Raw genomic sequence first — 25,632 nt, 5'->3', positions numbered from 1 at the left:
CCCGTCGACGGGTCGATCACTCCACTATCGAGCGGCCTTGGTCGCCGCGGCTCACCCCTTGCGGGTGACTGCCGACATCCGGATGGATCCCGCCACGCGCCGACTCGCGTCGGACCGTGTCGCTCAGCCGGTCGAGGTGCGCCGAGGGCAGCCTCCACCGCTGCCAGTAGAGCTGGACGTCGACGTGGTCGCGCGACCCGAGTCGCACGAGCTCACCAGCGTCGAGCAACGGCCCGAGCTGAGTTGTCAGGAGCGCACCCCAGCCGAGCCCGGAGCGGACCGCCGTCACGAAGCCACCCCCGTCGGGCACCTCGTGCGTCGGCGGCGCGACGTCCACGCCGCGCCGGTCGAGGATGCGCTGCTGGATGTCGTCCTTGTCGTTGAAACGCACGAGCGGCATTGCGGCCCAGTCGATCCCACGGCCGACCCGATATCGGTCCACGAGCGGCGGCGCCGCCGCCGGCAGGTAGCGCATCGTGACGAGAGGCTCGGTCGAGCAGCCCTGGACCGGCGTCGGGTCGGACGTCACGGCGCCGAGCACCTCACCCGACCGGAGCAGCCGAGCCGAGTGGTCCTGGTCCTCGACCCTCAGGCGCAGCACGACGTCGTCCCAGGCGGCAGCCTCGGTCAGCACCGCACCGAACCACGTCGACATCGAGTCCGCGTTGACGACGATAGGCAGGTCGACCCGGGACCGGCCGTCGGCGACAAGCCCGGCAAGCGCCTCCGACTCGAGCAGTCCCTGCTGCCGGGCGAGCCGGACGAGCGCCTCGCCCGCGCTCGTGGCGCGACACGGGGTGCTGCGCACGACGACGACCTGACCGACCTCGGCCTCGAGCGCCTTGACCCGCTGGCTCACGGCCGACGGTGTCACGTGGAGCCGTCGGGCCGCCGCGTCGAAGGTGCCGGTGTCGATGATGGCGAGCAGGGTCGCGAGGTGCTCGGGCTGGAGCCGCATGAAGCCATGCTAATGATGGTGAAGAAACCTTCGCTTCACTGAAGGTCGCGATCCCTCTACGGTCGAGGGCGTGACCTCCCTCGTGCCCGGCTTCCTCACGATGGCCTCGCTCATCGTGGCCATCGGCGCGCAGAACGCCTACGTGCTCCGTACCGGCCTCGCGCGTCACCACGTCGGGCTCGTCGTCGCCGTCTGCGCCGTGAGCGACGCCGTCCTCGTCCTCGCCGGCGTGCTCGGCGTGGGCGGTCTGGTCACGGCCCACCCGGGACTGCTGACGGTCGTGCGGTGGGTCGGGGCGGCATACCTCGTCGGCTACGGCCTGCTGTGCCTGCGCAACGCGCGCCACCCCAAGGGCCTCGAAGCCGGCGCCATCCAGCGGTCGCGCAGAGGCGTGCTCGCGACGGTCCTCGCGCTCACCTGGCTCAACCCGCACGTCTACCTCGACACCGTGCTGCTCGTCGGGTCGCTCGCCAACCAGCACGGTCCGGACGGACGGTGGTGGTTCGCCGGTGGGGCCGCGCTCGCCAGCGTCGTGTGGTTCACCTCGCTCGGCTACGGCGCGCGCCTGCTCGCGCCGCTCTTCGCGCGGCCAGCCACGTGGCGCGTCCTCGACGTCGCGATCGCCGTCGTCATGTTCACCATCGCCACCACCCTCCTCCTCGGCTGAACGCCCGATTCGCTCGTTGGCCTGCGCGACGGAACGGCTCGACCTAACCTCTGCTGCGTGAGCACGGGGGAGGTCGCCGACGTCGGCGACGACAAACGCATGAGGCTTCGGTATGCCGGCACGTGCCGACGGTGCGCCGCCGCGCTCCCAGCAGGGACGCGCGCCGTCTACGAACGGTCGAGCCGGACCGTGCGCTGCCTCGAGTGCCCGGGTGAGTCGGCCACGACGGTCGCCCCGGAGTGCGACGACGTCGGCGTGGCCGTCGTCCCCGAGGAACGACAGGCCCAGCCGTCCCTCCAGCCCGAGCCGGCCCGGGAAACCAGCGGCCCGGCCGGCGGGTCGGCGCGGCGCGAGTTCGAACGACGGCGCGACGCCCGGGAGCGCCGCGTTCGCGAGCGCCACCCGCGCATCGGCGGATTCCTCCTCGCCATCACCGAGGAGCCGCAGAGCACCCGGGCCTGGGACACCGGCGCGGAGGGCGAGCAGTTCGTGGGCGGCCGTCTCGACGCCCTCGTGGGTGACGACCTCGCCGTGCTGCACGACCGGCGCATTCCGAGGACGCGGGCCAACATCGACCACGTCGTCGTCTCGCGCCACGGCATCTTCGTCGTCGACGCGAAGAAGTACCAGGGCAGGCCCGCCCTCCGCGTCGAGGGCGGGCTCTTCCGCCAACGCACAGAGAAGCTCGTCGTCGGTGGACGTGACTGCACGAAGCTCGTCGACGGGGTGCTGGGGCAGGTCGACCTCGTCCGCACGTCCGTCGACGACCCGACCGTCCCCGTGACGGGCGTGCTGTGCTTCGTCGCTGCCGACTGGCCGCTCATCGGCGGTGCCTTCACGACGCGCGGAGTTCACGTGCTGTGGTCCAAGCGCCTCCTGCAGCTCGTCACCGCGACGCCGTCCACCCGCGACACAGCGCCGCTCGCGACCGTGGACGTCGCAGCCGTGCGCGATCGGCTGGCGGCCGCCTTCCCGCCCGCCTGAAGCTCCACCGGGTGCCTACCTCAGACGGGTCCACACGGCATACGCCATCGGATCTGAGGTAGTCGGCGGGCAGGGATAGGGCGGTCGTCCGATGTGGGGGTCTACCTCAGCAACCGAGTCTGGAGAAGTCCAGAACGGCACGAGCAGAGGAAAGACCATGACCACTCAGTACATCGACTTCCGCACCGTCCAGGTCGAGATCGAGTCCCGCTACCCGCAGCGTCGTCGCGTCCGCCGCGACTCGTCGCTCGAGATCATGCGCCGCACCATGGCGCGGGTCTCCCGAGAGGAGAACAACCCGGGCCGCGCGCGGTGACGACGGCGACGCGACCCGTGTCGCCGACCGTCCCGCTCCTGTCGGCGGAGTACGCGATGATTCCGCGTATGCCGCTCAGCACGGGCCCCCTCATCGGGCGGGACACCGACCTGTTCCGTCTCGCCGACGCCATCGGACTGCGCCCCACCCCGGGTGCCCGGCCCGGTGGCGTCGTCGTGCTGTCCGGCGACGCCGGCATCGGCAAGTCCCGCATCGTGGGGCACCTCGTCGCCGAGGCCACCGCGTCCGACTGGTTCACCGCCGTCGGTCACTGTGTCGGCCAGGCGGGCAGCAGCCTCGCCTACCTCCCCTTCGTCGAGCTCGTCGGCACCATCGACGCAGGCCATCCCGACGTCGTCGAACGGGTGCTCGAGACCCACCCGAGCCTCGGCCACCTGCTGCCCGGGCGCGCCGACGCACCCGACCGGGACCGTTCCGGACGCAGCACCGACCCCGGCCAGGTCGCCGAGGCCGTGCACGCCCTGCTGTCCGCGCTCGGCGACGCCCAGCCGTCCCTCCTCGTCGTCGAGGACGTCCACTGGGCCGACCACTCCTCGCGCGACCTCATCACCCTCCTGCTGACCCGTGGCTTCACGCACGCGGTCGGCCTCGTCGTGACCTACCGCTCCGACGACCTCTACCGCCGCCACCCCCTGCACGAGACGCTCGCCGTGTGGGCGCGCATCGCGGGTCTCGAGCACGTCGAGCTCGCCCCGCTCCCCGACGACGCCGTGCGAGAGCTCGTCTCCGGCATCGAGGGCGCCCCCACCGACGCCGCGACGAACGCCGAGATCGCCCGCCGCTCCGAGGGCAACCCGTTCTTCGCCGAGGAGCTCGTCGCGAGCGCCGCGGCCGGCCAGGGCCTGACCGGCGGCCTGAGCCGCGTGCTCCGCGCCCGCGTCGAGCAGCTCGACGACACCGCCCAGCGCGTGCTCCGGGCCATCGCCCTCAAGGGCGGGCAGTTCATCGGCCACGACCTCCTCTCCCGCGTCGTCGACCTCCCCGACGAGACGCTCGAGGCCGCGCTGGCCGCCGCGGTGGAGCACCACGTCCTCGAGGCCCGTTGGCCGCCGGCCTACACCTTCCGCCACGCCCTCCTCGGTGAGGCCGTGGCCGACAGCCTCCTGCCCGGCGAGCGCCTCCGGCTCCACCGGGCGTATGCCGCCGTGCTGGCCGAGCGTCCCGAGCTCGCCCCCGCGTCCGAGCTGGCCCGCCACGCCGCCGCCGTGGGCGACCTGCCGACGGCGGTCCGCGCGAGTCGAGCCGCGGCCGAGGCCGCCATGGCCGTCGGCGGTCCGCAGGAGGCGCTGCTGCTCCTCGAGCGCGCCCTCACGTGGCTCGACGAGGACGACCCCGAGCGCGACGAGGTGACCCTCCGGGCCTCGCGCGCGGCGATGGTCGCCGGCGAGCCGATCCGAGCCATGGACCTGCTGCGCGACCGGCTGGACCATCCCGGCACCGCCCAGGACCCGGGCGCGCGCGCCGACCTGCTCTCGACGCTCGTCATCCGCTCGCGCATCCTCGACCTGCCGATCGACTCCATCGCCCTGACCGACGAGGCCCTGTCGCTCATCGGCGAGGAGGCCGACGAACGCCGGGTCCGGGTGCTCGTCGCCCGGGTGCAGGCGCTCGTCGACAACGGCTCGTTCGTCGAGGCGGCCGTCGTCGGCAACGAGGTGTCGCTGCTCGCCGAGCGTCTCGGACTCGGCGGCGCGCTCGCCGAGGTGCGCACCATCATGGCTCRCATCCTCGAGGCCCAGGAGGACCTCGACTCGGTCGAGACGCACCTTCGCTCGATCGTCGCCGACATCGACCCCGACGACCCTCTCCTCCTGCGCGCCCTGCACCAGCTCGCGTCCCTCGCGCACCGCCGCGGCGACCTTCCCGGGTCGCTCGAGCTCTACGACCGCGGGGCCGCCGTCGCCCGGCGGATGCACCGAGAGTGGGCACCCTGGGGGCAGGAGTGCCGCCTGCTCGGCGGACTCACGGCCTACGAGCTCGGCGACTGGGACGGCGCGGCTCGACGCCTCGACCTCGCAGGGCGACCGGCCCCACAGCCGGGGCGCACGATCTTCACCGGCGCCGCCCTGCTCGTGCAGGCCGGTCGCGGAGACCCCGTCGACCCCGACCTCATCGGGGCGATGCGGGAGTGGTGGCCCGTCGACGGCCTGTGCGTCGTGCTGACGACCATGCCCGCCGTCGACGTGCTCGGCCAGACGGGCGACCTCGGAGGGATGCTCGACCTCACCGAGGAGGCCGTCCGCGTCCTCGACGCCACCTGGGGCGAGTACCACGCCGTCGTGCGGCTCGCCGCGCTCGTGGCCGGGCAGGCTGCAGCGCTCGTGCCGCGGAGCGACCCGGCGCTCCGGGCCCGAGCCGTCGCCGTCGTCGAGGAGCTCGCCGATCGCGGCCGCCGCATCAGTGAGCTCCGGCCCGCCGTCGAGAAGGCGAGCCGCCCGAAGTTCGAGCGTGCCGCCGCCGAGTCGCTCGAGGACACGAGCCGCGAGACGTGGGCGTGGACCGCACGGCTCGAGGCCGAGGTGCTGCGGCTGCAGCGGGTCGCCGGGGTCGAGGAGCCGCCGCCCGTGACCGAGCTCGTCGAGGCGTGGCGCGAGAGCGTCGCGGCCTTCGAGCGCTACGGCCACGTCTTCGAGACCGCCCGCTCGCGGGCGCGGCTCGCCGAGGCCCTGCGGGCCGCGGGCGAGGACGTCGAGTCCCGCACGGTCGCCGAACTGGCCCGCGAGGAGGCCGTCAGGCTCGAGGCCAAGCCGCTCCTCGCCGAGCTCGACGCGGTGCGCCCCGGCGGCGTGACGGTCGACCTCACCCCGCGCGAGCTCGAGGTGCTCGCGCTGCTGGCGCAGGGCCTGACCAACGGTCAGATCGGCAAGCAGCTCTACATCAGCACCAAGACCGTGAGCGTCCACGTCTCCAACCTCCTGGCCAAGCTCGGCGCCTCCGGTCGCACCGAGGCGGCCGCCATCGCGCGACGACGTGGGCTGGTGACCGGATGAAGGCGGTCAGGCCGGCGCGCCCTCGCGCACGGCGACCCCGGGTCGCGACCGGCGCAGACCGGGGGTGAGGGCGACCGAGACGACCACCGAGGCGACGGCCATGACGCCCATCGCCTGCGCGGCCGCGACCGGCCCCATCCCCAGCGCGGTCGCGACGACGCCCCCGAGCAGCGCCCCGAGGGCCTGGCCCACCATGAGGCCCGTGCCCTGCAGCCCGAAGACCTGGCCTCGCGCCTGCGCGTCGGTGTGCGTCACCAGCCGCTCCTGCAGGGGCAGGCTCGCCGAGTAGCCCACGGACGCCACGAAGGCCAGCGCAGCGGCATACGGAAGCGACGGGACGGCGAAGAAGGCGAGGTAGGGGATCGCGAGCAGGAGCCGCAGCGGGCCGATGAGCCGGTCGCGCACGGCCACGGCGAGGAAGCGCCCGACGACGACGTCGCCGAGCAGCATCCCCGCCGCGGTGACGGCGAAGAGGTAGCCCGCGCGCTCGCCCGCGAACGGCACGAAGAGTGCCTCGCACCCGACGATGAGCCCGTTGGGCACCCACAACGTCAGGTAGAGCGGACGGATGACGCGCGACCCGAGCAGGGCGCGGTTGACCTCGCGGGTGCGGCGCACGAGAGAGGTGGCCGCGTGCCGCGGCGGGTGGTCCGCGAGGCCGAGACGTAGGAGCACGACCGCGACGAGGAGCGCCACACCCGAGCCGAGGAAGAGCTCGGTCGTCGTGAAGGTGATGAGGAGCAGACCGCCGATGCCGTAGCCGACGATCTGCATGCCGCCGACCGCGATGTTCATCGTCGCCCGGCCGAGGATGAAGCCGTCGGGCGGGAGGATGTCGGAGACGAGCGCCATCATGCTGCCGCCGAGCGCCGAGGTGATGAGCGGGCCGACGGCGAGCAGCGCGAAGCGCCAACCCCACCCGAGCCCCGGGATCGCCTGGAGCAGGTCGCTCACCATCGTCGTCGTGAAGACGAGGACCAACGCGGTGCGCGGACGGACGAGGTCGGAGCCGGAGCCGAAGAGGGTCTGGCCGACGATGCGCATGAGCGGCGCGCCGAACATCGCGAGGGCCGTCAGGACCGGCGACCCCGTGGCCGCGAACGTGATGGTGCCGAGCGCGAGGGACGCGACGGCATACGCCCCGATGTTGATGCACTGGACGAGGAAGAGGACCCGGAACTCACGGATGGCGAACAGCTGGCGGTAGGTCTTCACTCGCTCCACCCTGACGACTCGCGGCTCGAGGCGCTAATCTTTCGGAGGGAGGCGAAACATGGGGACATGGCGGATCTCGGCCGACCTGCTGGCGCGGAGCCGCTTCGTGGTGTCCCCGCGCATCGAGACGGTCGCCGCCCTCAACGACCTCGTGCGGCCCAGCGACGCCGCGGGGCGGGCCTTCGCCGCCGCGCACCGCGAGTCGTTCGAGGCGATGCTCGCAGAGCACCCCGTGCGGCGTGCCGTCCTCGACCACAGCTGGCGCACGGGATGGATCTCCGACTGGCTCGCACTCCCGCCCGACGGTCCGGGACGCAGCTTCGCCGACGAGGTCGATGACGTGCGAGCCTTGGGGGACAAGCGAGTTCGCGCCTACCTGCGCGAGAGCACCCCCGAGGCGTCGCTGCCCCGCATCCTCAGCCGACCGGGCACGGCCGAGCAGGCGGCCCAGCTGCTCGAGTGGGTGTGGACGCACGCTCTCGCCAGCGACTGGGGCCGCCGCGAGCGCATCCTGCGTGCCGACATCGTGTCGCGGACGGCGCGCCTCGCGACCCACGGCTGGGCCGCCGTGCTGCGCGACCTCGGCCGCGACCGCGAGTGGCTCGGCGACGGCCAGCTCCGGATCAACCGCTACGACCTGCCCTCGCGCGTCCTCGACGACGACGCCGACCTCTATTTCGTGCCCGCCCACGGGACCGCCACGTGGGTCGGCTGGGACCTCCCCCGTCGCTACGCCATCTACTACCCCGTGACCGGAGCCCTCGCCGAGGTCGACGGCCAGGCAGACGACGGGCTCGAGCGCCTCGTCGGCAGCGCTCGCGCACGGCTGCTGCGCGCCCTCGACGGCCCGTCGAGCACGAGCGCGCTCGTGGGCCGCACGGGGATGCCGCTGGGCTCGGTCGGCGACCACCTCAAGGTGCTGCTCGCCTCGGGCACCGTGCTGCGCCGACGGTCGGGACGCGAGGTGCTCTACTGGCGCACCGCCCTGGGCGACGCCCTCGTGGCCTCCGGTCGGGGAGTTCTCCCCATGTACCGCAACGCCGCTCGCCCCTAGCGTCGGCGCTGCGGACGCGCCCGCGTCCACGCCACCGACACACGCTCAGGGGTAGTCATGTGTGAGCTCCACGAAACCACCAGTCCCGCCGTCGGGCGCCGCACACTGATCCGCGGCGCGGGCGGCCTCCTCATCGGCGGCGGACTCGTCGCGGCCACGGCCACCGCCGCCCAGGCCGCCACGTCCCAGAACGGCTGGCCCGCCGGCTCGTCGTCGACCGTCCCGCTCGCCACCCTGGCCGTCGGCGCCGCGACCTTCCCGGCCGGCGTCCGCCGTGGTGACGCACACGTCGTCCTCGGCTACGTCGCCCGCCGCTTCAACAGCGAGGTCGAGGGGCTCGTCAAGGGCTGGTGCTGGGGCCACAGCTACCGTCCGATCTCGGGCAGCACCACCCTGTCGAACCACTCGAGCGGCACGGCCATCGACCTCAACGCCCCGCGCCACCCGCTCGGCAGGTCGGGCACCTTCACGGCGACGCAGCGATCGCACATCCGCTCGATCCTGAACTCCTGCAACGGAGTCGTGCGCTGGGGCGGCGACTACTCGGGCCGCAAGGACGAGATGCACTTCGAGATCAACGTCCGCCCCGGGGATGCTCGCCTCGCGGCCCTCGCCCGGCGGATCGGCGGCGGTGGCGGCACCCCGACGCCCGCCCCGATCGCCTGGACCACGGTCGACCGAGGGGCGAGCGGCTTCCGCGTCACGGCCATCCAGCACCTCCTGCGCCAGCGCGGGTTCAGCCTCACCGTCGACGGCTCGTTCGGACCGACGACCCAGAGCCGCGTCATCTCGTTCCAGCGCTCCAAGGGCCTCACGGCCGACGGCGTCGTCGGACCGAAGACGTGGTCGGCGCTCGTCGTCTCCGTCAAGCGCGGCTCGAGCGGCCAGGCCGTCGTCGCCGCGCAGAAGCTGCTGACCCACCGGGGCTACACCCTCACGGCCGACGGCGTCTTCGGCGCGATGACCGCGACGAAGACGCAGGCGTTCCAGCAGTCCCGGGGCCTCACCGCCGACGGTGTCGTGGGCGCCCGCACCTGGGCGATGCTCACCGCCTGACGAGCGGACGGTTCTCCCCGGAACTTCCCAGCGAGGACCCTTCTCCGGCAGCGGTTTCAGGTCTAGCGTCTGCGGTGTTCACGCCATTCGACGAAGAGGGGCACGGCACATGGCAGAAGACTGGGCAGCTGACGTCAAGAAGTACTCCCCCGACGCCGACGACGCCGCGATCAAGGGCGTTGTCCGGCACTGCGGCATCGCGCTGCAGAAGCGCGACTCGGCACTGGTGTCGTTCAGCGACAAGAGCGAGACCGACCGCGTGCGTGACGGATTCATGAAGAAGAAGCTCGGCCTCACCGACTCCGACGCCGATCTCGACGCCTCCCTGGCAGAGGTCGGGCAGACGCTCAAGGGCGACCGCACGAAGAACCGCGTCACCGTCTACTACCTGCTGGCCGAGAAGCACGGGAAGCTCGACCTCTTCCGCTGACCTCCGCTGCTGACCGCGTCCCTCCGGACGCGGACGAACGTATGCCGCCTGGCCGGGCCAGGCGGCATACGTGCTGCTTCCGGGGCGGCGGCCCGGGTGCAACGACACACCCGGGTCAAAGGTTCACCGGCCGCCCCTCGATTTCGGGTCGGTCGTCCGCTCACCATGGAGGATGGACAACCACAACGCCGTGCACCATGGCACTCCCTCGCGTCGCCTCGTCCTCGGCTCGGCTGCTGCCGTCGCCGTCACCGCCCTGACCGCTCCCGTCGCCTCCGCCGAGCAGGGCCGTGGCCGCGGCCACCTCCCCTCGCGCATCGACCTACCGATCGGGACCCGCCCTGAGGGCATCACGTCCGGGCCGGGACCGACCTTCTACGTCGGCTCCGTCGCCGACGGCCGCATCGTCACGGGCTCCCTCCGCACCGGAGCCGTCCGCACCCTTCTCGCCCCCGAGGCCGGACGGTCGCTGCGCGGCCTCTACTTCGACGCCCGCACCGGGCTCGTCTGGGCCGTGGGCTCGCTCGGCGCCGTCGGACACGTCTGGGCCGTGGACGCCCGGTCGGGAGCCGTCGTCGGCGACACCGTGGTCCCCGGGGCGGGCTTCCTCAACGACCTCGTCGTCACCCGTCGCGCCGTGTGGGCCACCGACTCGAACGTCGACCGCCTCACGATCGTGCGACTCACCCGCCACGGCCGCCCGTCCGGGGCCCCGGCCGAGTTCGTGAACCTCATCGGCGACTGGCCGACCAGTCCTCCGAACACCTTCAACGCCAACGGGATCCGCACTCTGCCCCACGGGCCCATCCTCCTGAACCACAGCCGCGTGGGTGGCCTCTGGCAGGTCGACCCGGCTTCCGGCGTCGCCCGCCGGATCGCCGTCACCGGTGGACCGCCGATCACGAGCGGCGACGGGCTGGAGCTCGTGGGCCGGACCCTCTACAACGTGCGCGGGAGCGGCCCTCAGGACGTCAGCGTCGTGCGACTCCGGACCCACGCCGGCGAGCTGCGCGGTCGGTGGGTCGCCACGCTCACCGACGCCGGGCTCGACGTGCCGTCGACCGCCACGGCCGCGCTCGGCTCGCTGTGGGTCGTCAACGCCCGCTTCGGGATCCCCTCACCCGACACGGCCCCCTTCTGGGTCACCCGCCTCCCGGCCCGATGACGAGGACGTATGCCGTCGGGTCCCCATGGACCCGGCGGCCGGACGGGCGCACACTGGACAGATGGACACGCGCCGCAGCAGGTTGACCCGTCGCAGCGCCCTGACCGCCGTCGCGGGCTCGGCACTCGTCGCCCTCACGGCCCTGGCCGGATCGTCGGCCGTCGCCGCACCCCGGACGGTGGCCCCGGCCGCCCCTGTCGTCACGACATCGCTCGCCGACGTGCGCCTGCCCTCGGTGTCGGCGCCGCACCACGTGCCCACGCGGGCCGGGTCGTGCTCCGTCTCGATGATGAGCGACCTCTAGCGCCACCCGTCGAGCCTGCTCGCAGGGGTGGTCCGGCACGCCGGGCCACGATTCGGTCACGGCTGGTGGGGAGGACGGCCCCACTGGGTACGTTGCGTCAGTTCGGACCCGGGTGACGTCCCGGGTCCCCGTCCCACCCGCGAGGATCCCGCCATGCCGACGCCGCGCCGCACCACGCCCCGCGAGTGGATGAACCACCTCGAGCAGACGCTCGAGGCGTTCGACGAGACCGGCGGGCACCGCACCCTGACCCAGGTCTTCGACGAGCTCGGCGTCGAGGACGCCCTCTCGCTCGTCGTGCTCCCCTACCTCCACGAGCTCGGTGAACGGTGGTCGGCCGGGTCGATCGGCGTGGCCCAGGAGCACTTCGCGAGCAACGTCCTGCGCTCGCGGCTCTCGGTTCTCATGGGGGCCGACGAACGACCCGAGGGCCCCCTCGCCGTGCTCGCCTGCATGCCCGGCGAGCAGCACGAGTTCGGGCTCATGGCCACCTCGATCGTGCTCTCTCGCCTCGGCTGGCGCACCTGCTACCTCGGTGCCGACACGCCCTCCGCCGAGCTCGCCCTCACCTGCCGGACGCTCCAGCCCGAGGTCGTCGTCGTCGCGGCACGCCGGGCCACCGCCTTCGCCGCCCACGCGCCGGCGCTGCGCCGCGTCGCCACGTCCACACCGGTACACCTCGCCGCGGCTGGCGCCACCGACGAGGTCGCCCAGCTGTGCCACGCGACCCGCCTGGACGGCGATCCCGTCCGCGGCGCCCGCACCCTCCACGAGGCCCTCGGCAAGTCCTCCACGCAGATCGACGAGTCCACGGCTGTCTGACGACAGGCCGGCCTGCCCACCGCGCGCGTGACCTGTTCGGCGATAGGCTCGTTTGCCGTGCCCAGGCACCGTGACCCGCAGGACCCGACCGATGGAGCTCCCATGAACGCAGGACCGAACGGCCCGCAGCACCTCGTCGACCAGGTCGGGTCGGAGGCCGTGGACGGACCCGGTCGCACGGGGCGCGACCAGCGCATCGGGCTCGTCTTCGCGGGCATCGCCGCCGCCGCCCTCCTCGTCGCCGGGCTCATCACCATCGTGGTCAGGATGGCCGGCTGAGCGCGGCGAGCGCCACCGGCCGCCCCGACCGGCCCACGAACTCCTCGAAGGCCGCGATCGTCGGGTCGTGCGCGGGGTTGCGCACCATCGCGCCGATGGTCCGTTGCGCCTGCGGGTGGTCGAGCCGGACAGGGACCACGTCGCCCTCCGGGGCGAAGTCCGGGAGGATGGCGACGCCGAGCCCTGCACCGACGAGTCCCCTTGCGGTGTGGACATCCTCGGCCTCGAAGGCCACGCGCAGCGGCACCCCGGCGTCGGCGTAGATCTCCTCGACGCGGCCACGCAGGCCGAAGCCGGTCTTGAGGACGATGAGCTCGTCGCCCCCGTCGGCGGCCAGACGCTCGACGGAGACCGAGCCAGCCCCGGCGGCCGGGTGCGACCGGTGTACGGCGACGACGAGGGGCTCGTCGTAGAGCACCGTGGTCGACGCACCGGGCAGTGACGGTGGCGACGCGACGAGCGCGACGGAGCAGCGGCCGGCCTCGAAGTCGTCGAGGGCCTTCTGCCGTGAGCCCTGGGCCAGCTCGAACCGCACCCCCGGGAAGCGGTCGCGGAAACGGCGGATGAGGGCCGGCACGACGGCCTCCCCGAGCAGGGTCTGGAACGACAGACCGACCGTGCCGTGCCCGACGACGCTCGACCCGGTCACGACGTCGACACCGCGCTCGAGTGCACCCACCCCCTCCTGCGCGAAGGGCAGCAGCGCCCGTCCGGCCGCCGTCAGGGCGATCCCGCGCCCGTCCCGCTCGACGACGGGGGTGCCGAGCAGGTCCCCGAGGCGGGCCAGGGCCCGGCTGACGGTCGGCTGGGGCATGCCGAGAACGGCGGCCGCGGTCGTCACCTGGCCGACCTCCGCGACGACGACGAAGACGGGCAGCAGCCGCACGACAGCCCGGAACTCGGCAGGTCTCATGCTCTGATCGTATGAGTCGCGCCTTTGGTATGCATTGGTGCGCACGACCTGACCGACCTAGCGTCGAGCGCATGACCTGGGCCGGACACCTCCCCGCGAGCCGCGAGTACCGCCGCATCCTCGTCGGGCTCGGCGCCGCCGGCATCGCGACGTTCGCGCAGCTCTACTCACCGCAGGGGCTGCTGCCCACCCTCGCGCGCGGCCTCGAGGTCAGCCCCGCCGACGCGGCCCTGTCGGTCTCGCTCGCGACCCTCGGCGTCGCCGTCGCGGTGCTGCCATGGTCGTGGATCGCCGACCGCGTCGGTCGGCTGCGCGCCATGCAGGTGGCCATCGTCGCCTCGACCGTGCTCGGCGTCGCCGTCGCGCTCGCGCCCGGGATCGAGGCCCTGCTCGCCCTGCGCCTCGTCGAGGGGATGGCCCTCGGTGGGCTGCCCGCGCTCGCCGTCACCTACCTCCACGACGAGGTGCACGCCCGCCACACGGCAGCGGCTGCGGCCGCCTACATCTCCGGCACGACGATCGGTGGTGCAGCCGGGCGGCTCATCGCCGGACCGCTCGCGGGCGTCGTCGGCTGGCGCCCGGCCCTGCTCACGGTGGCCGCCGTGTGTGCCGTCGCGTCGGTCGTCTTCCTGCGGCTCATGCCGCGGGCGCGTGGCTACCGACCGACGACCGCAGCCACCGCGCGGACCGTCGTGGACGGCATACGCACGAGCCTGCGGGACCCGGCGCTGCTGGCGCTCTACGGCCAGGGGGCCCTCCTCATGGGCGGCTTCGTCGCGGTCTACAACTACCTCGCCTTCCGGCTCGAGGGCCCGGAGTTCGCGCTGCCCGCGACGGTCGGGTCGCTGATCTTCGCCGCGTATGCCGCCGGCACCGTCAGCTCGCGCCTCACCGGCCGCTGGGTGCCGCGTCTCGGGCGGCGGCGCGTGCTCGTCTCGGGCACCGTGACCATGGCCGTCGGCGCCCTGCTCACGCTGTCGGGCGCGCTGCCCGTCGTCGTCGTCGGCCTCCTCGTCCTCACGGCCGGCTTCTTCGCCGCCCACGCGACGGCCTCCGCCTGGGTCGGCGCCCGGGCGACGACCGGGCGCGCCCAGGCGACCGCGCTCTACAACGTCGCCTACTACAGCGGGTCCGCCCTCGTCGGCTGGCTGCTCGGTTACGCGTGGTCGGGACCCGGCTGGCGCGCCGTCGTGGGCGCGGTGGTCGTGCTCGCCGCGCTCGCCCTGGCGCTCGCCCTGACCGCCCTGCCCGGCCGCGATCGGATCGGCACCCGCGTTACCGTCTCCCAGGAGGCTCGCGCGGTGCATGCTGTCCCGCATGAGCGACGGTCCGGTGGGGGGACCGCGTAGGGCGGACATCCAGGGCCTCCGGGCCGTGGCCGTGACCGCCGTCATCGCCTTCCACCTCTTCGGCTGGCCGAGCGGCGGCTACCTCGGAGTCGACGCCTTCTTCGTCGTGTCCGGCTTCGTCATCACCGGGGTGCTCGTCCGCGAGCGCGACCGCACCGGACGGATCTCGTTGCGCGACTTCTGGATCCGTCGGGCTCGACGGATCCTGCCGCTCGCCCTGCTCGTCATCGCCGCCGTCGTCGCCATCGCGCCGTGGGCGTGGGCGGGTGCCAAGGTCGCCTCGATCCACACGGATGCCCTGTGGGCGATGCTCTTCGCCGCGAACTGGCACTACGCCGCCCGCGCCGACACGTACTTCGATACCGGGTCGGCGCCCTCGCCGCTCCTGCACTACTGGTCACTCGGGGTCGAGGAGCAGTTCTACCTCGTCTGGCCGCTGCTCGTCGTGCTCGTCGTCGCCGTCGCGGGAGGTGTGCGCCGACACCGGGTGGCGATCGGCAGCCTCGCTGCGACCGTCGGCGTCGCGTCCCTCGTCTGGGCAGCCGCCTCGACCTCCTCCGACCCGACGACCGCCTACTTCTCGACGCTGACCCGCGCGTGGGAGCTCGCGCTCGGCGCCGCGCTCGCCACCGTGCCCCGGTATGCCGTCCGGCTGGCTCCCGCAACCCGCACCGCACTCTCGTGGGCGGGCCTCGCGACGGTCGTGACGGCATACGTCCTCGCCACGCCGGACACGGGCGTCCCCTGGCCGGCGGCGCTCGGGGTCGCCGTCGGCACCGTGCTCGTGCTCGTCGCCGGGATCGGTGCGCCGGCACCGCGAGCGGTGCTGCTGACGAACCCGGTGAGCGGCTACGTCGGCGACATCTCCTACGGGCTCTACCTCTGGCACTTCCCGCTCGTCGTGCTCGCCCCGGTCGTGCTGACGACCACGGGGGCGACGAGCGCGGCGATCGTCCTCACGGCGACGCTCGCGCTGGCCGTCATCTCGCACCACCTCGTCGAGCGACCGGTCCTCGACGCGCCACGCGTGCGGCGTCGCAGCATGGTGGCCGCCGCCCTGGCGCTCGTGCTCCTCGTCGTCGGGGTCGGCGGGGCGGCGTCGGCCCGACCCGACCTCTTCGCGGGTGGCACCGTCGTCGCGGCCGACGACCCCGATGGCGCCGTCCCACCTCCGGAGGGCGAGGTGCCCGCTCCGACGGCGCAGACCCCCGAGCCGACGCCCACCGCGACGACCAGCCCACCGACCCGGACGACGCCCCCCGTGCCGACCTCCATGCCGGCCTCCACGCCGACGCCCACGGCCACGAGCTGGACGCCGATCCCACTGGGCGCCAGCGGAACCCGCATCCAGGACGGGCTCCGAGGCGCCCTCGCGTCGGGGTCGTGGCCGGCCGACCTCAATCCCTCACCCGACCAGTGGCAGACGACCGCCGACCAGCGCGCCGCGATGAGCGCCTGCACGGCGACCGACGCCGAGGACCCCGAGTCGTGCACCTTCGGCAACCTCGCCGGGCCCGAGATCATCGTCTATGGCGACTCCATCGGCTTCCCGCTCCTCGCGACGGTCGAGAAGGCCTACGGCAGGACCTACAAGGTGCGCGGCATGACGAAGATCGCCTGTGCCGTCAACGGCGTCGACGCCGACTACGGCAAGGACGAGTGGGCGCTCCCCTGCGTCGACCACCGGAAGATGGTGCTCGACTACGTGCGGAAGGTGAAGCCGAAGGTCCTCATCATGACCGAGACGTACTCGTGGGCCGTCCGCCTCAGGTCCCACGCGAAGGGCACGGCCTCGGCGAAGGAGTGGCTGGCCGCCGACCAGGCGTTCGTCGACGCGGTGCGCGGGAGCGTCGGCACCGTCGTCATCGTCGCGCCGTCGATGCCGGGCGTCGCGTTCCTCGACTGCTACCGGCCGGGCGGGTCGCCGGGACGGTGCGTCACCGGCATCCCGACGTGGTGGGCGCGCACGCGGAACGTCGAGAAGAAGGTGCAGCACGCCGTCTTCGTCGACACGACCCACTGGTACTGCGTCGACGGACGGTGCCCCATCTTCACGACGACGACCGGGACGGTGCTCAAGGGCGACTACCTCCACACGTCGGTGCAGTACGCCCGCCAGCTCGCCCCCGACCTCGCCCATCTGCTCAGGGCCTCCGGCGTCAGGCTGTGAAGGCCGTCGACGGGAGGTCGCGCTCGTCGTCGGCGAGGGCCCGCACGACGCGCTCGGCGACGGCGTCGGGGTCGAGCCCCTGCGGCAGCCTCGGCGCCTCGCCGGCGACCGGTCGGGTCGCCAGACCCGTCTCGGTGTGCGGCGGACGGACGTCGAGGACCCGGATGCGTCGCCGCCGCAGCTCGGTCGCGAGAGCCGCGTCGAAGGCGGTGAGCCCCGCCTTCGCGGCGCTGTAGGCCGCCATCCCGGGCATCGCCTTCTCGGCGACGACGGCGCTCACCTGCGCGAGGAAGCCACCCTCCGGGATGACCGCGAGGGCGGCACGGGCGAGGCGGATCGGCGCGACGAGGTCGAGCAGGAGCACCTCGTCGAGGGTGTCGTCGTCGAGGTCCTCGACCGGGCCGAACGCGACGACACCGGCGGCGTTGACGACCCCCGTGAGAGCTGCGTCCGCACTCGCGGCACGCACGACCGAGGCCGGTCCGTCGGGTATCGTCAGGTCGGCGGCGACGACCGTCACGACGGCGGTGCCGAGCTCGTCGGCGAGCGCCTCCAGACGGGCTCCGTCCCGACCGGACAGGGTGACCCGGGCGCCGGACGCCACGAGACGCCTCGCGATCGCGCTGCCGAGGCCGCCCGTGGCGCCGAGGACGAGGACGTGCGCAGAGGCGAGGTCGGTCACCCGGCCATCATCACCCGGCGAACGGCCGGCCGGAAGGTGCGCTTCGGCCCTCGCTTCGCCGACTCACGGCTGCGAAGGTGGGTATGTTGTGGTCGATCGCGCGTCGGGGGACGCAGCGCACAGGGGACACGGGGGCAGCACCATGGCGACAGCACACTCGTCCGACCGCGGGCACGACGGCAATGCGCGGGAGCTCATGGCTCCGCACGAGGTCGCCCGGATCTTCCGGGTCTCTCCGGCCACCATCACCCGCTGGGCCCGGGTGGGCCTCCTGACCTCCACCCGGACGCCCGGCGGCCACCGGCGGTTCGAGCGCGCCAGCGTCATGGCGCATCTGGAGCGGCTCCTCCGCGAGGGTGACGCCGACCGCAGCCGCAGCTCGACCGGCGACGCCTGACCGCACGCGCGCGACCCGGCACGCGGCGGCACGGCAAACGGCGACACGGCATACGGCGCTCCGCCCACGGGTGTGGGAGGTGTCGGTCATGATGTGCGAGTCATGACGCGATGGACTTCCCAGCAGGTGGCCGGTCTGGCTCCCGACGCCTCGTCGCTGGCCGCTGCCCGGAGGCTCGCACGCCCCGGGCCGTGGTCCGACACCGGCTCCACCGAGACGTTGCTCTGGGGCAAGTGCCAGGGCTCGGGCAAGACGCCCTACCAGGTGAGCATCGACCTCACCGGGCCCGCGTTCCGGTGCTCGTGCCCCAGCCGCAAGCTCCCGTGCAAGCACGGGCTCGCGCTCCTGCTCCTCTGGGTCGACGGGTCGGGGTCCGTCGCCGAGGCGACCGAGGTGGCCGGGTTCGCCCAGGAGTGGGCCGCCGAGCGCTCGGCCCGGGCCGAGGCGAAGGCCGCCGGGGACGCCGCCCGCCCGGCGAGGACCCCCGACCCCGCAGCCGCGGCAAAGCGCCTCGAGGAGCGGCTCGCCCTCATGGACGACGGCATGGACGACTTCGCGCGGTGGCTCACCGACCTCGCGCGCAGCGGCACGGCAGCCGCACGGCACCAGTCCTACGCGTGGTGGGACGGCACGGCCGCGCGCCTCGTCGACGCCCAGCTGCCCGGACTCGCCGACGACGTGCGCTCGGTCGGCGGCGCCGTGAGCGGTCGCCCCGACTGGGCCGAGCGCCTGCTCGTCGCGCTCGGTCGCTGGTGGACCGCCACCCGGGCCTGGTCCGGACGCGAGTCGCTAGACGAGGCCCGACTCGGCGACCTGCGCGCCTACCTCGGCTGGTCGACGAGCACCGAGTCGGTGCGCCGGGCCGACGCGGTGACCGACCGCTGGCTCGTCCTCGGCGCGCACCGCAGCGACGACGGCCGCCTCCAGCAGCAGCGCACGTGGCTGCGCGGGAGCGCCACCGGCGAGACGGTGCAGGTGCTCGACTTCGCGGCCGGGGGCCAGGTGCTGCCGGTCGCGCGCGTCGTCGGATCCGGGCTCGACGCGACGCTGGCGCGCTACCCGGGTGCCGCCGTGCGGCGGGCCCTCTTCGTCGACGAGCCCACCGTCTCCGACGGCGACGTGCGTATGCCGTCCGGCGCGTCCCTCGAGGACGCGCGGTCGGCGGCGGCCGAGACCTGGGGCCGCAACCCGTGGGCGCGCCGCATCCCCGTCGTCCTGTCCGACGTGCGCGTCGGAGTCGACCGGGTCGTCGACGCGGAGGGTTCGAGCGTCTCCCTGACCGACGACGCCGACGTGTGGTCGCTGCTCGCCCTGACCGGCGGCGGACCGGCGCGCGTCTTCGGCGAGCTCGAGGAGACCCGCCTGCGGCCGCTCACGGTCGTGCTCGACGGCGAGGTGGTCGGGCTGTGAGCGACCTCGACACGTGGTGGCGCGACGTCGGCAACGCCGCGCTGCTGGGCACGGCGCGCCGGCCGGCGCCCCCGCTGCCCGACCTCGGGCGGGCCGGTGTCCTGGGACGTTCCGGCGAGTCCTCCCGCGAGGAGGCCCTCCTCGACGCCGCCGCGCTGGGCGGCGCGGCCCTGCGCGCGGGGCGCCGGCTCGACCACGCCGACCCACCGCAAGCCGCCCCCGACGACCGGCGTCCCGTGGCTCCGCGCCGGGCCGTCCAGCTGCTCGAGCTCGTCATGACCCAGCCCCCGGCCGGGGCCCAGCAGCGCAGCGCCCTGCTCGCGCACTGGCTGGGTGCCGCCGACGACGCCGGCTGCCGGGTGCCGCACGCCCTGCTCTCKACGCTGCTCGCGCTCGCCACCGGGGCGCGCGAGCTGCGGCGCCCGACGGCCGCGGTGCTCGACGAGCGTGGCCGCTGGCTCGCCGGGCTGCGCGACGAGTGGTCGTGGGTCGCCGACGCCTCCGCGGGCGCCGAGGCCCGCACCGCCTCGCGCCGGACCGGCACCGCGCCGCGGGGCGACGACTGGGCCCGCCTGCCCTCGACCGACCGGGTGACCGTGCTCGCCGGTGTCCGGGCCCACGACCCGGCTGCGGCGCGCGAGCTCGTCCGCTCCACCTGGGCCACCGACGCGGCGCGCGACCGACGCGCACACCTCGACGCCCTGCGCATCGCCCTCGGCCCCGACGACGAGCCGCTCCTCGAGGACGCTCTCGACGACCGGGCCTCGAGCGTGCGTGAGCTGGCGGCCGAGCTGCTCGACGCCCTCCCGGGCTCGGCCCGGGCCACGCGCATGGCCGCACGGCTGCGACCGCTCGTGCGGCGCGCCGGCCTGCTCGGTCGCGCCGTCGAGGTGACCCTGCCCGACGAGCCCGACCCCGCCGCCGTGCRCGACGGCCTCGGCAAGCCCCCGCCGCGCCGCTCCGCCCGCGGCTGGTGGCTCGAGCAGCTCTGCGCCGGCGCCCCGCTCGAGCTCTGGGCCGAGCTGACCGGCGCCGGTCCGGTGGCGACGGTCAAGCGCCTCACCGACGCGCAGGCGACGGACGCGCTGGCCGGCATACGCCGTGCCGTGCGAGTCCGACGCGACCCGGAGTGGGCGGCGGCGCTCCTCGACGGCGGCTGGGACCCGACGCTCGTGCCCGCCCTCCCGCGCGAGCTGCGTGAGCGAGCCGTGCTGAGGCGCGTCGACGCCACGAGCACCAAGCCGCACCACGCGGCCGCCGTCATCGCGGCCGTCGAGCCCCCGTGGTCGGCCGACTACAGCGTCGCGCTCGTGTCCCGGCTGCGCGCCGCACCCCAGGGCTCGGCGATCGTCGTCGCGACGATGCCCTACCTCGTCGCCGGGCTGCACCCGGCCGCGCTCGACGCCGTCGAGCGCTGGCTCGAGTCCAGCGGTGCCGACCAGACCCTGACGACCAACCTGCGCAACCTGCTCCAGTTCCACTCCGTCAAGCGATCGATCACCGAGGCCTTCAGATGAGCGAATCACCATCTCCCACCACGGTCCTGCGCGCCCACGCCGAGGACGCGCATGCCGCCGAGCTGGCCGCCCTCGCCGCCTCCGACGACCGCCCCCGCCCTCCGCGCTGGCGGCTGTCACCGTGGGCCGTCACGACCTATCTCCTCGGCGGCACGCTCGACGACGGCACCGAGATCACGCCGAAGTACCTCGGGTCACGACGGCTCATGGAGGTCGCCGTCGCCTCCCTCGCCACCGACCGGGCCCTGCTGCTCCTCGGCGTCCCGGGCACGGCCAAGACGTGGGTCAGCGAGCACCTCGCGGCCGCCGTCAGCGGCTCGTCGACCCTCATCGTCCAGGGCACGGCCGGCACGCCCGAGGAGTCGCTGCGCTACGGCTGGAACTACGCGCGGCTGCTCGCCGAGGGGCCGACGCGCGGCGCGCTCGTGCCGAGCCCGGTCATGCGAGCCATGGAGACCGGCACCCTCGTGCGCATCGAGGAGCTGACGCGCATCCCGGCCGACGTCCAGGACGCCCTCATCACGGTCCTGTCGGAGAAGCACCTGCCGATCCCCGAGCTCGACTCCGAGGTGCAGGCGCAGCAGGGCTTCAACGTCATCGCCACCGCCAACAACCGCGACAAGGGGGTCAACGACCTCTCGTCGGCCCTCAAGCGCCGCTTCAACACCCTCGTGCTGCCCCTGCCCGACACCCTGGCGCAGGAGGTCGAGATCGTCCGCACCCGCGTCGACTCCCTGGGCCGCTCGCTCGAGCTGCCGCCCGGGCTCGAGTCCCTCGCCGAGATCGAGCGCGTCGTCACGATCTTCCGCGAGCTCCGCTCCGGCGTGACCGCCGACCAGCGCACCACCGTGAAGTCACCCTCGGCGACGCTGTCGACGGCTGAGGCCATCTCGGTCATGACCAACGGGCTGTCGCTCGCGGCCCACTTCGGCGACGGCATCGTCCGGGCCGACGACGTCGCGGCCGGCCTCGTCGGCGCCGTCGTCAAGGACCCGGTCCAGGACCGCATCGTCTGGCACGAGTACCTCGAGACCGTCGTCAAGGACCGCACCGAGTGGACCGACCTCTACCGCGCGTGCCGCGAGCTCGGCTGAGCCCGTGAGCGTGCGTGGGCTGGACGTCCGCGTCGAGGTGCTCGGCGTACGGCACCACGGCCCGGGCTCCGCACGCTCCGTCGGGCGCGCCCTCGACGAGCTGCTGCCCGACGTCGTCGTCATCGAGGGGCCGCCCGAGCTCGACGCGCTGATCCCGCTCGCCGCCGACCCCGACCTCGTGCCGCCGGTGGCCGGGCTCGTCTACGCCGTCGACGAGCCGAGGCGGGCGGCGTTCTACCCGTTCGCCGTCTTCTCCCCCGAGTGGGTCGCGCTGAAGTGGGCGCTCGAGCACGGGGTCGACGTCCGCTTCGCCGACCTGCCCGCGACGCACCACCTCGCCGACAGCGACGCCGGGGACGCTCCGCGTCGTCCGGGCCGTCGCCTCGACCCCATCTCGGCCCTCGCGTCGGCTGCCGGCTACGACGACCCCGAGCGCTGGTGGGAGGACGCCGTCGAGCACCGCCGCACCTCGTCCCTCGCCCACTTCGCCCACCTGCGCGAGGCGATGGAGGGGATCCGGGGCGACCTCGAGGTCGACGACGACGCGCGCCGAGAGACCTTCATGCGCAAGGTGATCCGCGCCGAGATGCGGGGCGGTCGCGAGCGCATCGCTGTCATCTGCGGCGCCTACCACGCCCCAGCTCTAGACCCGGCCTCCTTCCCGCCCGCCAGTCGTGACAACGCGCTCATGAGCAGGCTGCCGAAGATCAAGGTCGCCGCCACGTGGGCGCCGTGGAGCTCCGAGCGCCTGTCGTATGCCAGTGGCTACGGCGCGGGGGTCCGCTCGCCCGGGTGGTACCACCACCTCTTCGTCACCCCCGACGACGAGGTCGTGCCGTCGTGGTTCGTCCGCGTCGCCCGGGCCCTGCGCGACCAGGACCTCGACGCGTCGACCGCCTCGGTCGTCGAGGCGACCCGCCTCGCGGGCGCGCTCGCCGCCGTGCGGGGCAGGCCGTCGGTCGGGCTCGCCGAGCTGACCGATGCGGCCCGGGCGGTCCTCACGGAGGGCTCCGACCTCCCCCTGCGGCTCGTCGACCGCACCCTCGTCATCGGTGAGCTGCTCGGGCGGGTGCCCGAGTCGACGCCGATGGTGCCGCTGGCCGGCGACCTCGCGAAGCAGCAGAAGACGCTGCGGCTCAAGGCGTCCGCGACCTCGACGGTCGTGCAGCTCGACCTCCGCCGCGAGTCCCAGCTCGCCCGGTCGGTGCTGCTGCACCGACTCGCGGTCCTCGACGTCCCGTGGGGCACGCAGGTCGACGCCGGCCGCACAACGGGCACCTTCAAGGAGGCCTGGGAGCTCGAGTGGACACCCGAGCTCGCCGTCGCCGTCATCGAGGCGAGCCTCCACGGCACGACGGTCCGCAGCGCCGCCGAGTCCCGCATCGCCGAGGAGGCGCGGGAGGCGGCCGACCTCCGCGTCCTCGGGCGGCTCATCGAGGAGTGCCTGCTCGCCGACCTGCCGGAGGGACTGCGCGCCGTCGTGGCCGCGCTGGCCGAGCGCACGGCCCGACAGCACGACACCCAGGCCCTGCTCGAGACCGTCGAGCCGCTCGCGCGGACGTGCCGCTACGGCGACGTGCGCGGGGTCGACGTCGCCGACGTGGCGCACGTGCTCCAGACCGTCGTCGTGCGTGCGTCCGTCGGGCTGCGCGCCGCGTGCTCGAGCCTCGACGACGACAGCGCGGCCGCCATGCGCACCGCTGTCGAGGCGGCGCACCGCGGTGTGGCGCTCGTCGACCGCCACGACCTGCGCGACCCGTGGACCGAGGCGCTCGTGACCGTCGGTCGCGACGAGGTCATCCACGGCGCCGTCGCCGGACGCGTCAACCGGCTGCTGCTCGACGGCGGGCACCTCACGCACGACGAGGCGGCCGCGCGCCTGAGCCGCCGGCTCTCCCCCGGCACCCCGGCCCCGGCCGCCGCGGCCTGGCTCGACGGTTTCCTCACCGGCGAGGCGCTGCTCCTCATCCACGGCGACGACCTGCTCTCGATCATCGACGAGTGGCTCGTCGGCGCGTCCGAGGAGGCCTTCGAGGACCTCCTGCCCCTCGTGCGCCGGACGTTCTCGCGCTACCAGCCCGCCGAACGCCGCCTCATCGGGACGCACCTGCGCGACCTCGCGAGCGGCACGCGTACGACCCCGTCGTCGACGGACTCGCTCGACCTCGACCGGGCGGCACCGGCGCTCGCCGCGGTCGCCCGACTGCTCGGGATGGAGGTGGCGTCATGACCGACCGCGATCGGCTCACCCGTTGGCGCCTCGTCCTCGGCGGCGAGCAGTCCGACGGCATCGGCGAGGGCGCGAGCCTCGACCCCGACGACCTCAAGCGCGACGAGGCCCTGCGCGAGCTCTACGACGGCGAGCGCCGTAGCGGTCTGGGGGCGTCGGCGCCGCGCGTCGCGCGCTGGCTCGGCGACATCCGTGGCTACTTCCCGTCGTCGGTCGTGCAGGTCATGCAGCACGACGCGATGGACCGCCTCGGCCTGACCCAGCTGCTCCTCGAGCCCGAGCTCATGGAGGCCGTGCAGCCCGACGTCAACCTCGTCACGACGCTCGTCGGGCTGGGCCGTGTCATCCCCGAGCGGTCGCGCGCCACGGCGCGGGCGGTCGTCCGCGTCGTCACCGACGAGCTCGAGGAGCGGCTCCGCTCCGAGACGGTCCAGGCCGTCTCCGGCGCGCTCAACCGGGCGTCGCGCACCCGGCGCCCCAAGGCGTCCGACATCGACTGGAACCGCACCATCGCGGCCAACCTCAAGCACTACCAGCCCGAGCACGGCACCGTCGTGCCTGAGCGGCTCGTGGGTCACGCCCGGCGGGCGCACCGGGTCGAGCGGCGGATCATCCTCTGCATCGACCAGTCCGGCTCGATGGCCGAGTCCGTCGTCTACTCCAGCGTCTTCGGGGCAGTCCTCGCCTCGCTCCGGTCGGTCGAGACCCGCCTCGTCGTCTTCGACACCGCCGTCGTCGACCTCACCGACGAGCTCGACGACCCCGTCGACGTGCTCTTCGGCGTGCAGCTCGGCGGAGGCACCGACATCAACCAGGCGCTCGCCTACTGCGAGGGCCTCATCGAGCAGCCGGGCGAGACGATCCTCGTGCTCATCAGCGACCTCTACGAAGGCGGCATCGCCGAGGAGATGGTCCGACGCGCATCCTCGATCGTCGCGTCCGGCGCGACGATGGTCGCCCTGCTCGCGCTCAGCGACTCGGGCCGGCCGAGCTTCGACGCCGACCACGCCTCGGCCCTCGCGGCCGTCGGGGTGCCGGCCTTCGCCTGCACGCCCGACCAGTTCCCCGACCTCATGGCCACGGCCATCGAGAAGCGCGACATCACGGCCTGGGCCGCGGCCCACGACATCGTCACGACCCACGAGGCCGAGCCGGCTACCTGAGCGCGGCGACGGCCTCGATCTCCACGAGCTGGTCGGGGTAGCCGAGGACGGTGACGCCGTGCAGGGTGCTCGGCACCTCGTGCTCGCCGAAGGCGTCGTGGACGACGGTCCACGCCGCCACGAGGTCCTCCCGCACGGTGGTCGCCACGATGACGCGCGTGTAGGCGACGTCGCCCAGCGTGGCGCCAGCGGCGTCGAGAGCGGTCACGAGGTTGTCCACGCACTGCCGGGCCTGGGCCGCGACGTCGCCGGGAGCCACGGTCGCACCGGACTCGTCGAGGGGGCAGGCTCCCGCCGTGAAGAGGAGCCGGGCGCCGGCGTCGGTCGTCGCGGCATACGCGTAGGGCGCGGTGTCGGTGAGCGCGGCGGCCCTGATGAGGCGCACGGCGCTGGTGGGTCGGCTCATGCCCAGGACGGTAGCGGGAGGGCCCGTGGCTCCGGACGCG

General features: G+C 73.9%; 24 protein-coding genes. 19 read left to right on the top strand and 5 right to left on the bottom strand.

Annotated features, from left to right (window positions below):
- Nucleotides 1-16: 16 nt before the first annotated feature.
- Nucleotides 17-958, bottom strand: a complete 942-nt coding sequence (locus AB4Y83_RS10890) for a LysR family transcriptional regulator ArgP (RefSeq protein ID WP_442296877.1) — start codon at nt 956-958, stop codon at nt 17-19.
- Nucleotides 959-1,028: 70 nt separating this feature from the next.
- Between AB4Y83_RS10890 and AB4Y83_RS10885 the strand changes: the two genes are divergently transcribed.
- From AB4Y83_RS10885 to AB4Y83_RS10870, 4 genes are all read left to right on the top strand, one after another.
- Nucleotides 1,029-1,625 carry a LysE/ArgO family amino acid transporter gene (locus AB4Y83_RS10885; RefSeq protein WP_442296876.1) on the top strand — a complete coding sequence of 199 codons (597 nt, stop codon included), beginning with the start codon at nt 1,029-1,031 and terminating at the stop codon, nt 1,623-1,625.
- 57 nt (nt 1,626-1,682) lie between these two features.
- Nucleotides 1,683-2,609 carry a nuclease-related domain-containing protein gene (locus tag AB4Y83_RS10880; protein ID WP_442296875.1) on the top strand — a complete coding sequence of 309 codons (927 nt, stop codon included), beginning with the start codon at nt 1,683-1,685 and terminating at the stop codon, nt 2,607-2,609.
- A gap of 157 nt (nt 2,610-2,766) precedes the next feature.
- Nucleotides 2,767-2,925 (top strand): hypothetical protein, encoded by a 159-nt coding sequence (locus AB4Y83_RS10875; RefSeq protein ID WP_020143554.1) that lies wholly within the window; start codon nt 2,767-2,769, stop codon nt 2,923-2,925.
- A 17-nt stretch (nt 2,926-2,942) separates the two neighbouring features.
- Entirely contained in the window at nt 2,943-5,936 is a 2,994-nt protein-coding gene (locus tag AB4Y83_RS10870; RefSeq protein WP_442296874.1) for a helix-turn-helix transcriptional regulator, read from the top strand.
- A gap of 6 nt (nt 5,937-5,942) precedes the next feature.
- Here AB4Y83_RS10870 and AB4Y83_RS10865 read toward each other — a convergent pair whose 3' ends face one another.
- Entirely contained in the window at nt 5,943-7,151 is a 1,209-nt protein-coding gene (locus AB4Y83_RS10865; RefSeq protein WP_442296873.1) for a hypothetical protein, read from the bottom strand.
- A 58-nt stretch (nt 7,152-7,209) separates the two neighbouring features.
- Between AB4Y83_RS10865 and AB4Y83_RS10860 the strand changes: the two genes are divergently transcribed.
- The 7 genes from AB4Y83_RS10860 (at nt 7,210) to AB4Y83_RS10830 (ending at nt 12,261) form a co-directional block, all read left to right on the top strand.
- Complete coding sequence (locus tag AB4Y83_RS10860) at nt 7,210-8,205, top strand: ArsR/SmtB family transcription factor (protein ID WP_442296872.1); 996 nt, start codon at nt 7,210-7,212, stop codon at nt 8,203-8,205.
- Nucleotides 8,206-8,262: 57 nt separating this feature from the next.
- Nucleotides 8,263-9,261 carry a peptidoglycan-binding protein gene (locus AB4Y83_RS10855; RefSeq protein ID WP_442296871.1) on the top strand — a complete coding sequence of 333 codons (999 nt, stop codon included), beginning with the start codon at nt 8,263-8,265 and terminating at the stop codon, nt 9,259-9,261.
- Between the two features lie 109 nt (nt 9,262-9,370).
- Nucleotides 9,371-9,691: a DUF2853 family protein gene (locus AB4Y83_RS10850; protein WP_442274106.1), complete on the top strand. Its 321-nt coding sequence runs from the start codon at nt 9,371-9,373 to the stop codon at nt 9,689-9,691.
- A gap of 172 nt (nt 9,692-9,863) precedes the next feature.
- Nucleotides 9,864-10,856, top strand: a complete 993-nt coding sequence (locus AB4Y83_RS10845; protein WP_442274105.1) for a hypothetical protein — start codon at nt 9,864-9,866, stop codon at nt 10,854-10,856.
- A 61-nt stretch (nt 10,857-10,917) separates the two neighbouring features.
- Nucleotides 10,918-11,160 carry a hypothetical protein gene (locus tag AB4Y83_RS10840; RefSeq protein ID WP_442274104.1) on the top strand — a complete coding sequence of 81 codons (243 nt, stop codon included), beginning with the start codon at nt 10,918-10,920 and terminating at the stop codon, nt 11,158-11,160.
- 153 nt (nt 11,161-11,313) lie between these two features.
- A complete protein-coding gene (locus AB4Y83_RS10835) occupies nt 11,314-11,982 on the top strand; it encodes a cobalamin B12-binding domain-containing protein (RefSeq protein ID WP_442274103.1) in 669 nt (222 codons plus the stop codon).
- Between the two features lie 102 nt (nt 11,983-12,084).
- Complete coding sequence (locus tag AB4Y83_RS10830; protein WP_442274102.1) at nt 12,085-12,261, top strand: hypothetical protein; 177 nt, start codon at nt 12,085-12,087, stop codon at nt 12,259-12,261.
- On the opposite strand, the gene AB4Y83_RS10825 is transcribed toward AB4Y83_RS10830, so the two are convergent.
- Nucleotides 12,245-13,174 (bottom strand): LysR family transcriptional regulator, encoded by a 930-nt coding sequence (locus tag AB4Y83_RS10825; protein ID WP_442274101.1) that lies wholly within the window; start codon nt 13,172-13,174, stop codon nt 12,245-12,247. The genes AB4Y83_RS10830 and AB4Y83_RS10825 overlap by 17 nt on opposite strands.
- A gap of 71 nt (nt 13,175-13,245) precedes the next feature.
- Between AB4Y83_RS10825 and AB4Y83_RS10820 the strand changes: the two genes are divergently transcribed.
- The gene (locus tag AB4Y83_RS10820) at nt 13,246-14,523 is read left to right on the top strand and encodes an MFS transporter (RefSeq protein ID WP_442296870.1); all 1,278 of its coding nucleotides are present in this window, start codon (nt 13,246-13,248) and stop codon (nt 14,521-14,523) included.
- A complete protein-coding gene (locus tag AB4Y83_RS10815; RefSeq protein WP_442296869.1) occupies nt 14,492-16,693 on the top strand; it encodes an acyltransferase family protein in 2,202 nt (733 codons plus the stop codon). The genes AB4Y83_RS10820 and AB4Y83_RS10815 overlap by 32 nt, the downstream gene beginning before the upstream one ends.
- On the opposite strand, the gene AB4Y83_RS10810 is transcribed toward AB4Y83_RS10815, so the two are convergent.
- Nucleotides 16,683-17,375, bottom strand: coding sequence for an SDR family NAD(P)-dependent oxidoreductase (locus AB4Y83_RS10810; protein WP_442274098.1), 693 nt, complete (start codon nt 17,373-17,375; stop codon nt 16,683-16,685). The genes AB4Y83_RS10815 and AB4Y83_RS10810 overlap by 11 nt on opposite strands.
- Nucleotides 17,376-17,517: 142 nt before the next feature.
- On the opposite strand from AB4Y83_RS10810, the gene AB4Y83_RS10805 reads away from it, so the two are divergent.
- From AB4Y83_RS10805 to AB4Y83_RS10780, 6 genes are all read left to right on the top strand, one after another.
- The gene (locus tag AB4Y83_RS10805) at nt 17,518-17,772 is read left to right on the top strand and encodes a MerR family DNA-binding transcriptional regulator (protein ID WP_442274097.1); all 255 of its coding nucleotides are present in this window, start codon (nt 17,518-17,520) and stop codon (nt 17,770-17,772) included.
- 102 nt (nt 17,773-17,874) lie between these two features.
- Nucleotides 17,875-19,182, top strand: a complete 1,308-nt coding sequence (locus AB4Y83_RS10800) for an SWIM zinc finger family protein (RefSeq protein ID WP_442274096.1) — start codon at nt 17,875-17,877, stop codon at nt 19,180-19,182.
- A complete protein-coding gene (locus AB4Y83_RS10795; RefSeq protein WP_442296868.1) occupies nt 19,179-20,699 on the top strand; it encodes a DUF5691 domain-containing protein in 1,521 nt (506 codons plus the stop codon). Before AB4Y83_RS10800 ends, AB4Y83_RS10795 begins: the two co-directional genes overlap by 4 nt.
- The gene (locus AB4Y83_RS10790; protein ID WP_442296867.1) at nt 20,696-21,793 is read left to right on the top strand and encodes an ATP-binding protein; all 1,098 of its coding nucleotides are present in this window, start codon (nt 20,696-20,698) and stop codon (nt 21,791-21,793) included. The genes AB4Y83_RS10795 and AB4Y83_RS10790 overlap by 4 nt, the downstream gene beginning before the upstream one ends.
- 4 nt (nt 21,794-21,797) lie before the next feature.
- The gene (locus AB4Y83_RS10785; RefSeq protein ID WP_442296866.1) at nt 21,798-24,023 is read left to right on the top strand and encodes a DUF5682 family protein; all 2,226 of its coding nucleotides are present in this window, start codon (nt 21,798-21,800) and stop codon (nt 24,021-24,023) included.
- Nucleotides 24,020-25,186, top strand: coding sequence for a VWA domain-containing protein (locus AB4Y83_RS10780; protein WP_442296865.1), 1,167 nt, complete (start codon nt 24,020-24,022; stop codon nt 25,184-25,186). The genes AB4Y83_RS10785 and AB4Y83_RS10780 overlap by 4 nt, the downstream gene beginning before the upstream one ends.
- On the opposite strand, the gene AB4Y83_RS10775 is transcribed toward AB4Y83_RS10780, so the two are convergent.
- Nucleotides 25,179-25,592 carry a RidA family protein gene (locus AB4Y83_RS10775; protein ID WP_442274091.1) on the bottom strand — a complete coding sequence of 138 codons (414 nt, stop codon included), beginning with the start codon at nt 25,590-25,592 and terminating at the stop codon, nt 25,179-25,181. The genes AB4Y83_RS10780 and AB4Y83_RS10775 overlap by 8 nt on opposite strands.
- Between the last annotated feature and the right edge of the window lie 40 nt (nt 25,593-25,632).

It is taken from the genome of Terrabacter sp. RAF57, from assembly GCF_052113925.1.
Lineage (GTDB): Bacteria > Actinomycetota > Actinomycetes > Actinomycetales > Dermatophilaceae > Terrabacter.
This window is presented reverse-complemented; position numbering and strand designations above follow the sequence as displayed.

Coding starts and splice junctions, on each gene's coding strand:
- AB4Y83_RS10875 (WP_020143554.1), top strand. CDS start 2,767: ATGACCACTCAGTACATCGACTTCCGCACCGTCCAGGTCGAGATCGAG.
- AB4Y83_RS10790 (WP_442296867.1), top strand. CDS start 20,696: ATGAGCGAATCACCATCTCCCACCACGGTCCTGCGCGCCCACGCCGAG.
- AB4Y83_RS10850 (WP_442274106.1), top strand. CDS start 9,371: ATGGCAGAAGACTGGGCAGCTGACGTCAAGAAGTACTCCCCCGACGCC.
- AB4Y83_RS10825 (WP_442274101.1), bottom strand. CDS start 13,174: ATGAGACCTGCCGAGTTCCGGGCTGTCGTGCGGCTGCTGCCCGTCTTC.
- AB4Y83_RS10805 (WP_442274097.1), top strand. CDS start 17,518: ATGGCGACAGCACACTCGTCCGACCGCGGGCACGACGGCAATGCGCGG.
- AB4Y83_RS10860 (WP_442296872.1), top strand. CDS start 7,210: ATGGGGACATGGCGGATCTCGGCCGACCTGCTGGCGCGGAGCCGCTTC.
- AB4Y83_RS10815 (WP_442296869.1), top strand. CDS start 14,492: ATGAGCGACGGTCCGGTGGGGGGACCGCGTAGGGCGGACATCCAGGGC.
- AB4Y83_RS10820 (WP_442296870.1), top strand. CDS start 13,246: ATGACCTGGGCCGGACACCTCCCCGCGAGCCGCGAGTACCGCCGCATC.
- AB4Y83_RS10855 (WP_442296871.1), top strand. CDS start 8,263: ATGTGTGAGCTCCACGAAACCACCAGTCCCGCCGTCGGGCGCCGCACA.
- AB4Y83_RS10830 (WP_442274102.1), top strand. CDS start 12,085: ATGAACGCAGGACCGAACGGCCCGCAGCACCTCGTCGACCAGGTCGGG.
- AB4Y83_RS10775 (WP_442274091.1), bottom strand. CDS start 25,592: ATGAGCCGACCCACCAGCGCCGTGCGCCTCATCAGGGCCGCCGCGCTC.
- AB4Y83_RS10845 (WP_442274105.1), top strand. CDS start 9,864: ATGGACAACCACAACGCCGTGCACCATGGCACTCCCTCGCGTCGCCTC.
- AB4Y83_RS10835 (WP_442274103.1), top strand. CDS start 11,314: ATGCCGACGCCGCGCCGCACCACGCCCCGCGAGTGGATGAACCACCTC.
- AB4Y83_RS10800 (WP_442274096.1), top strand. CDS start 17,875: ATGACGCGATGGACTTCCCAGCAGGTGGCCGGTCTGGCTCCCGACGCC.
- AB4Y83_RS10890 (WP_442296877.1), bottom strand. CDS start 958: ATGCGGCTCCAGCCCGAGCACCTCGCGACCCTGCTCGCCATCATCGAC.
- AB4Y83_RS10840 (WP_442274104.1), top strand. CDS start 10,918: ATGGACACGCGCCGCAGCAGGTTGACCCGTCGCAGCGCCCTGACCGCC.
- AB4Y83_RS10780 (WP_442296865.1), top strand. CDS start 24,020: ATGACCGACCGCGATCGGCTCACCCGTTGGCGCCTCGTCCTCGGCGGC.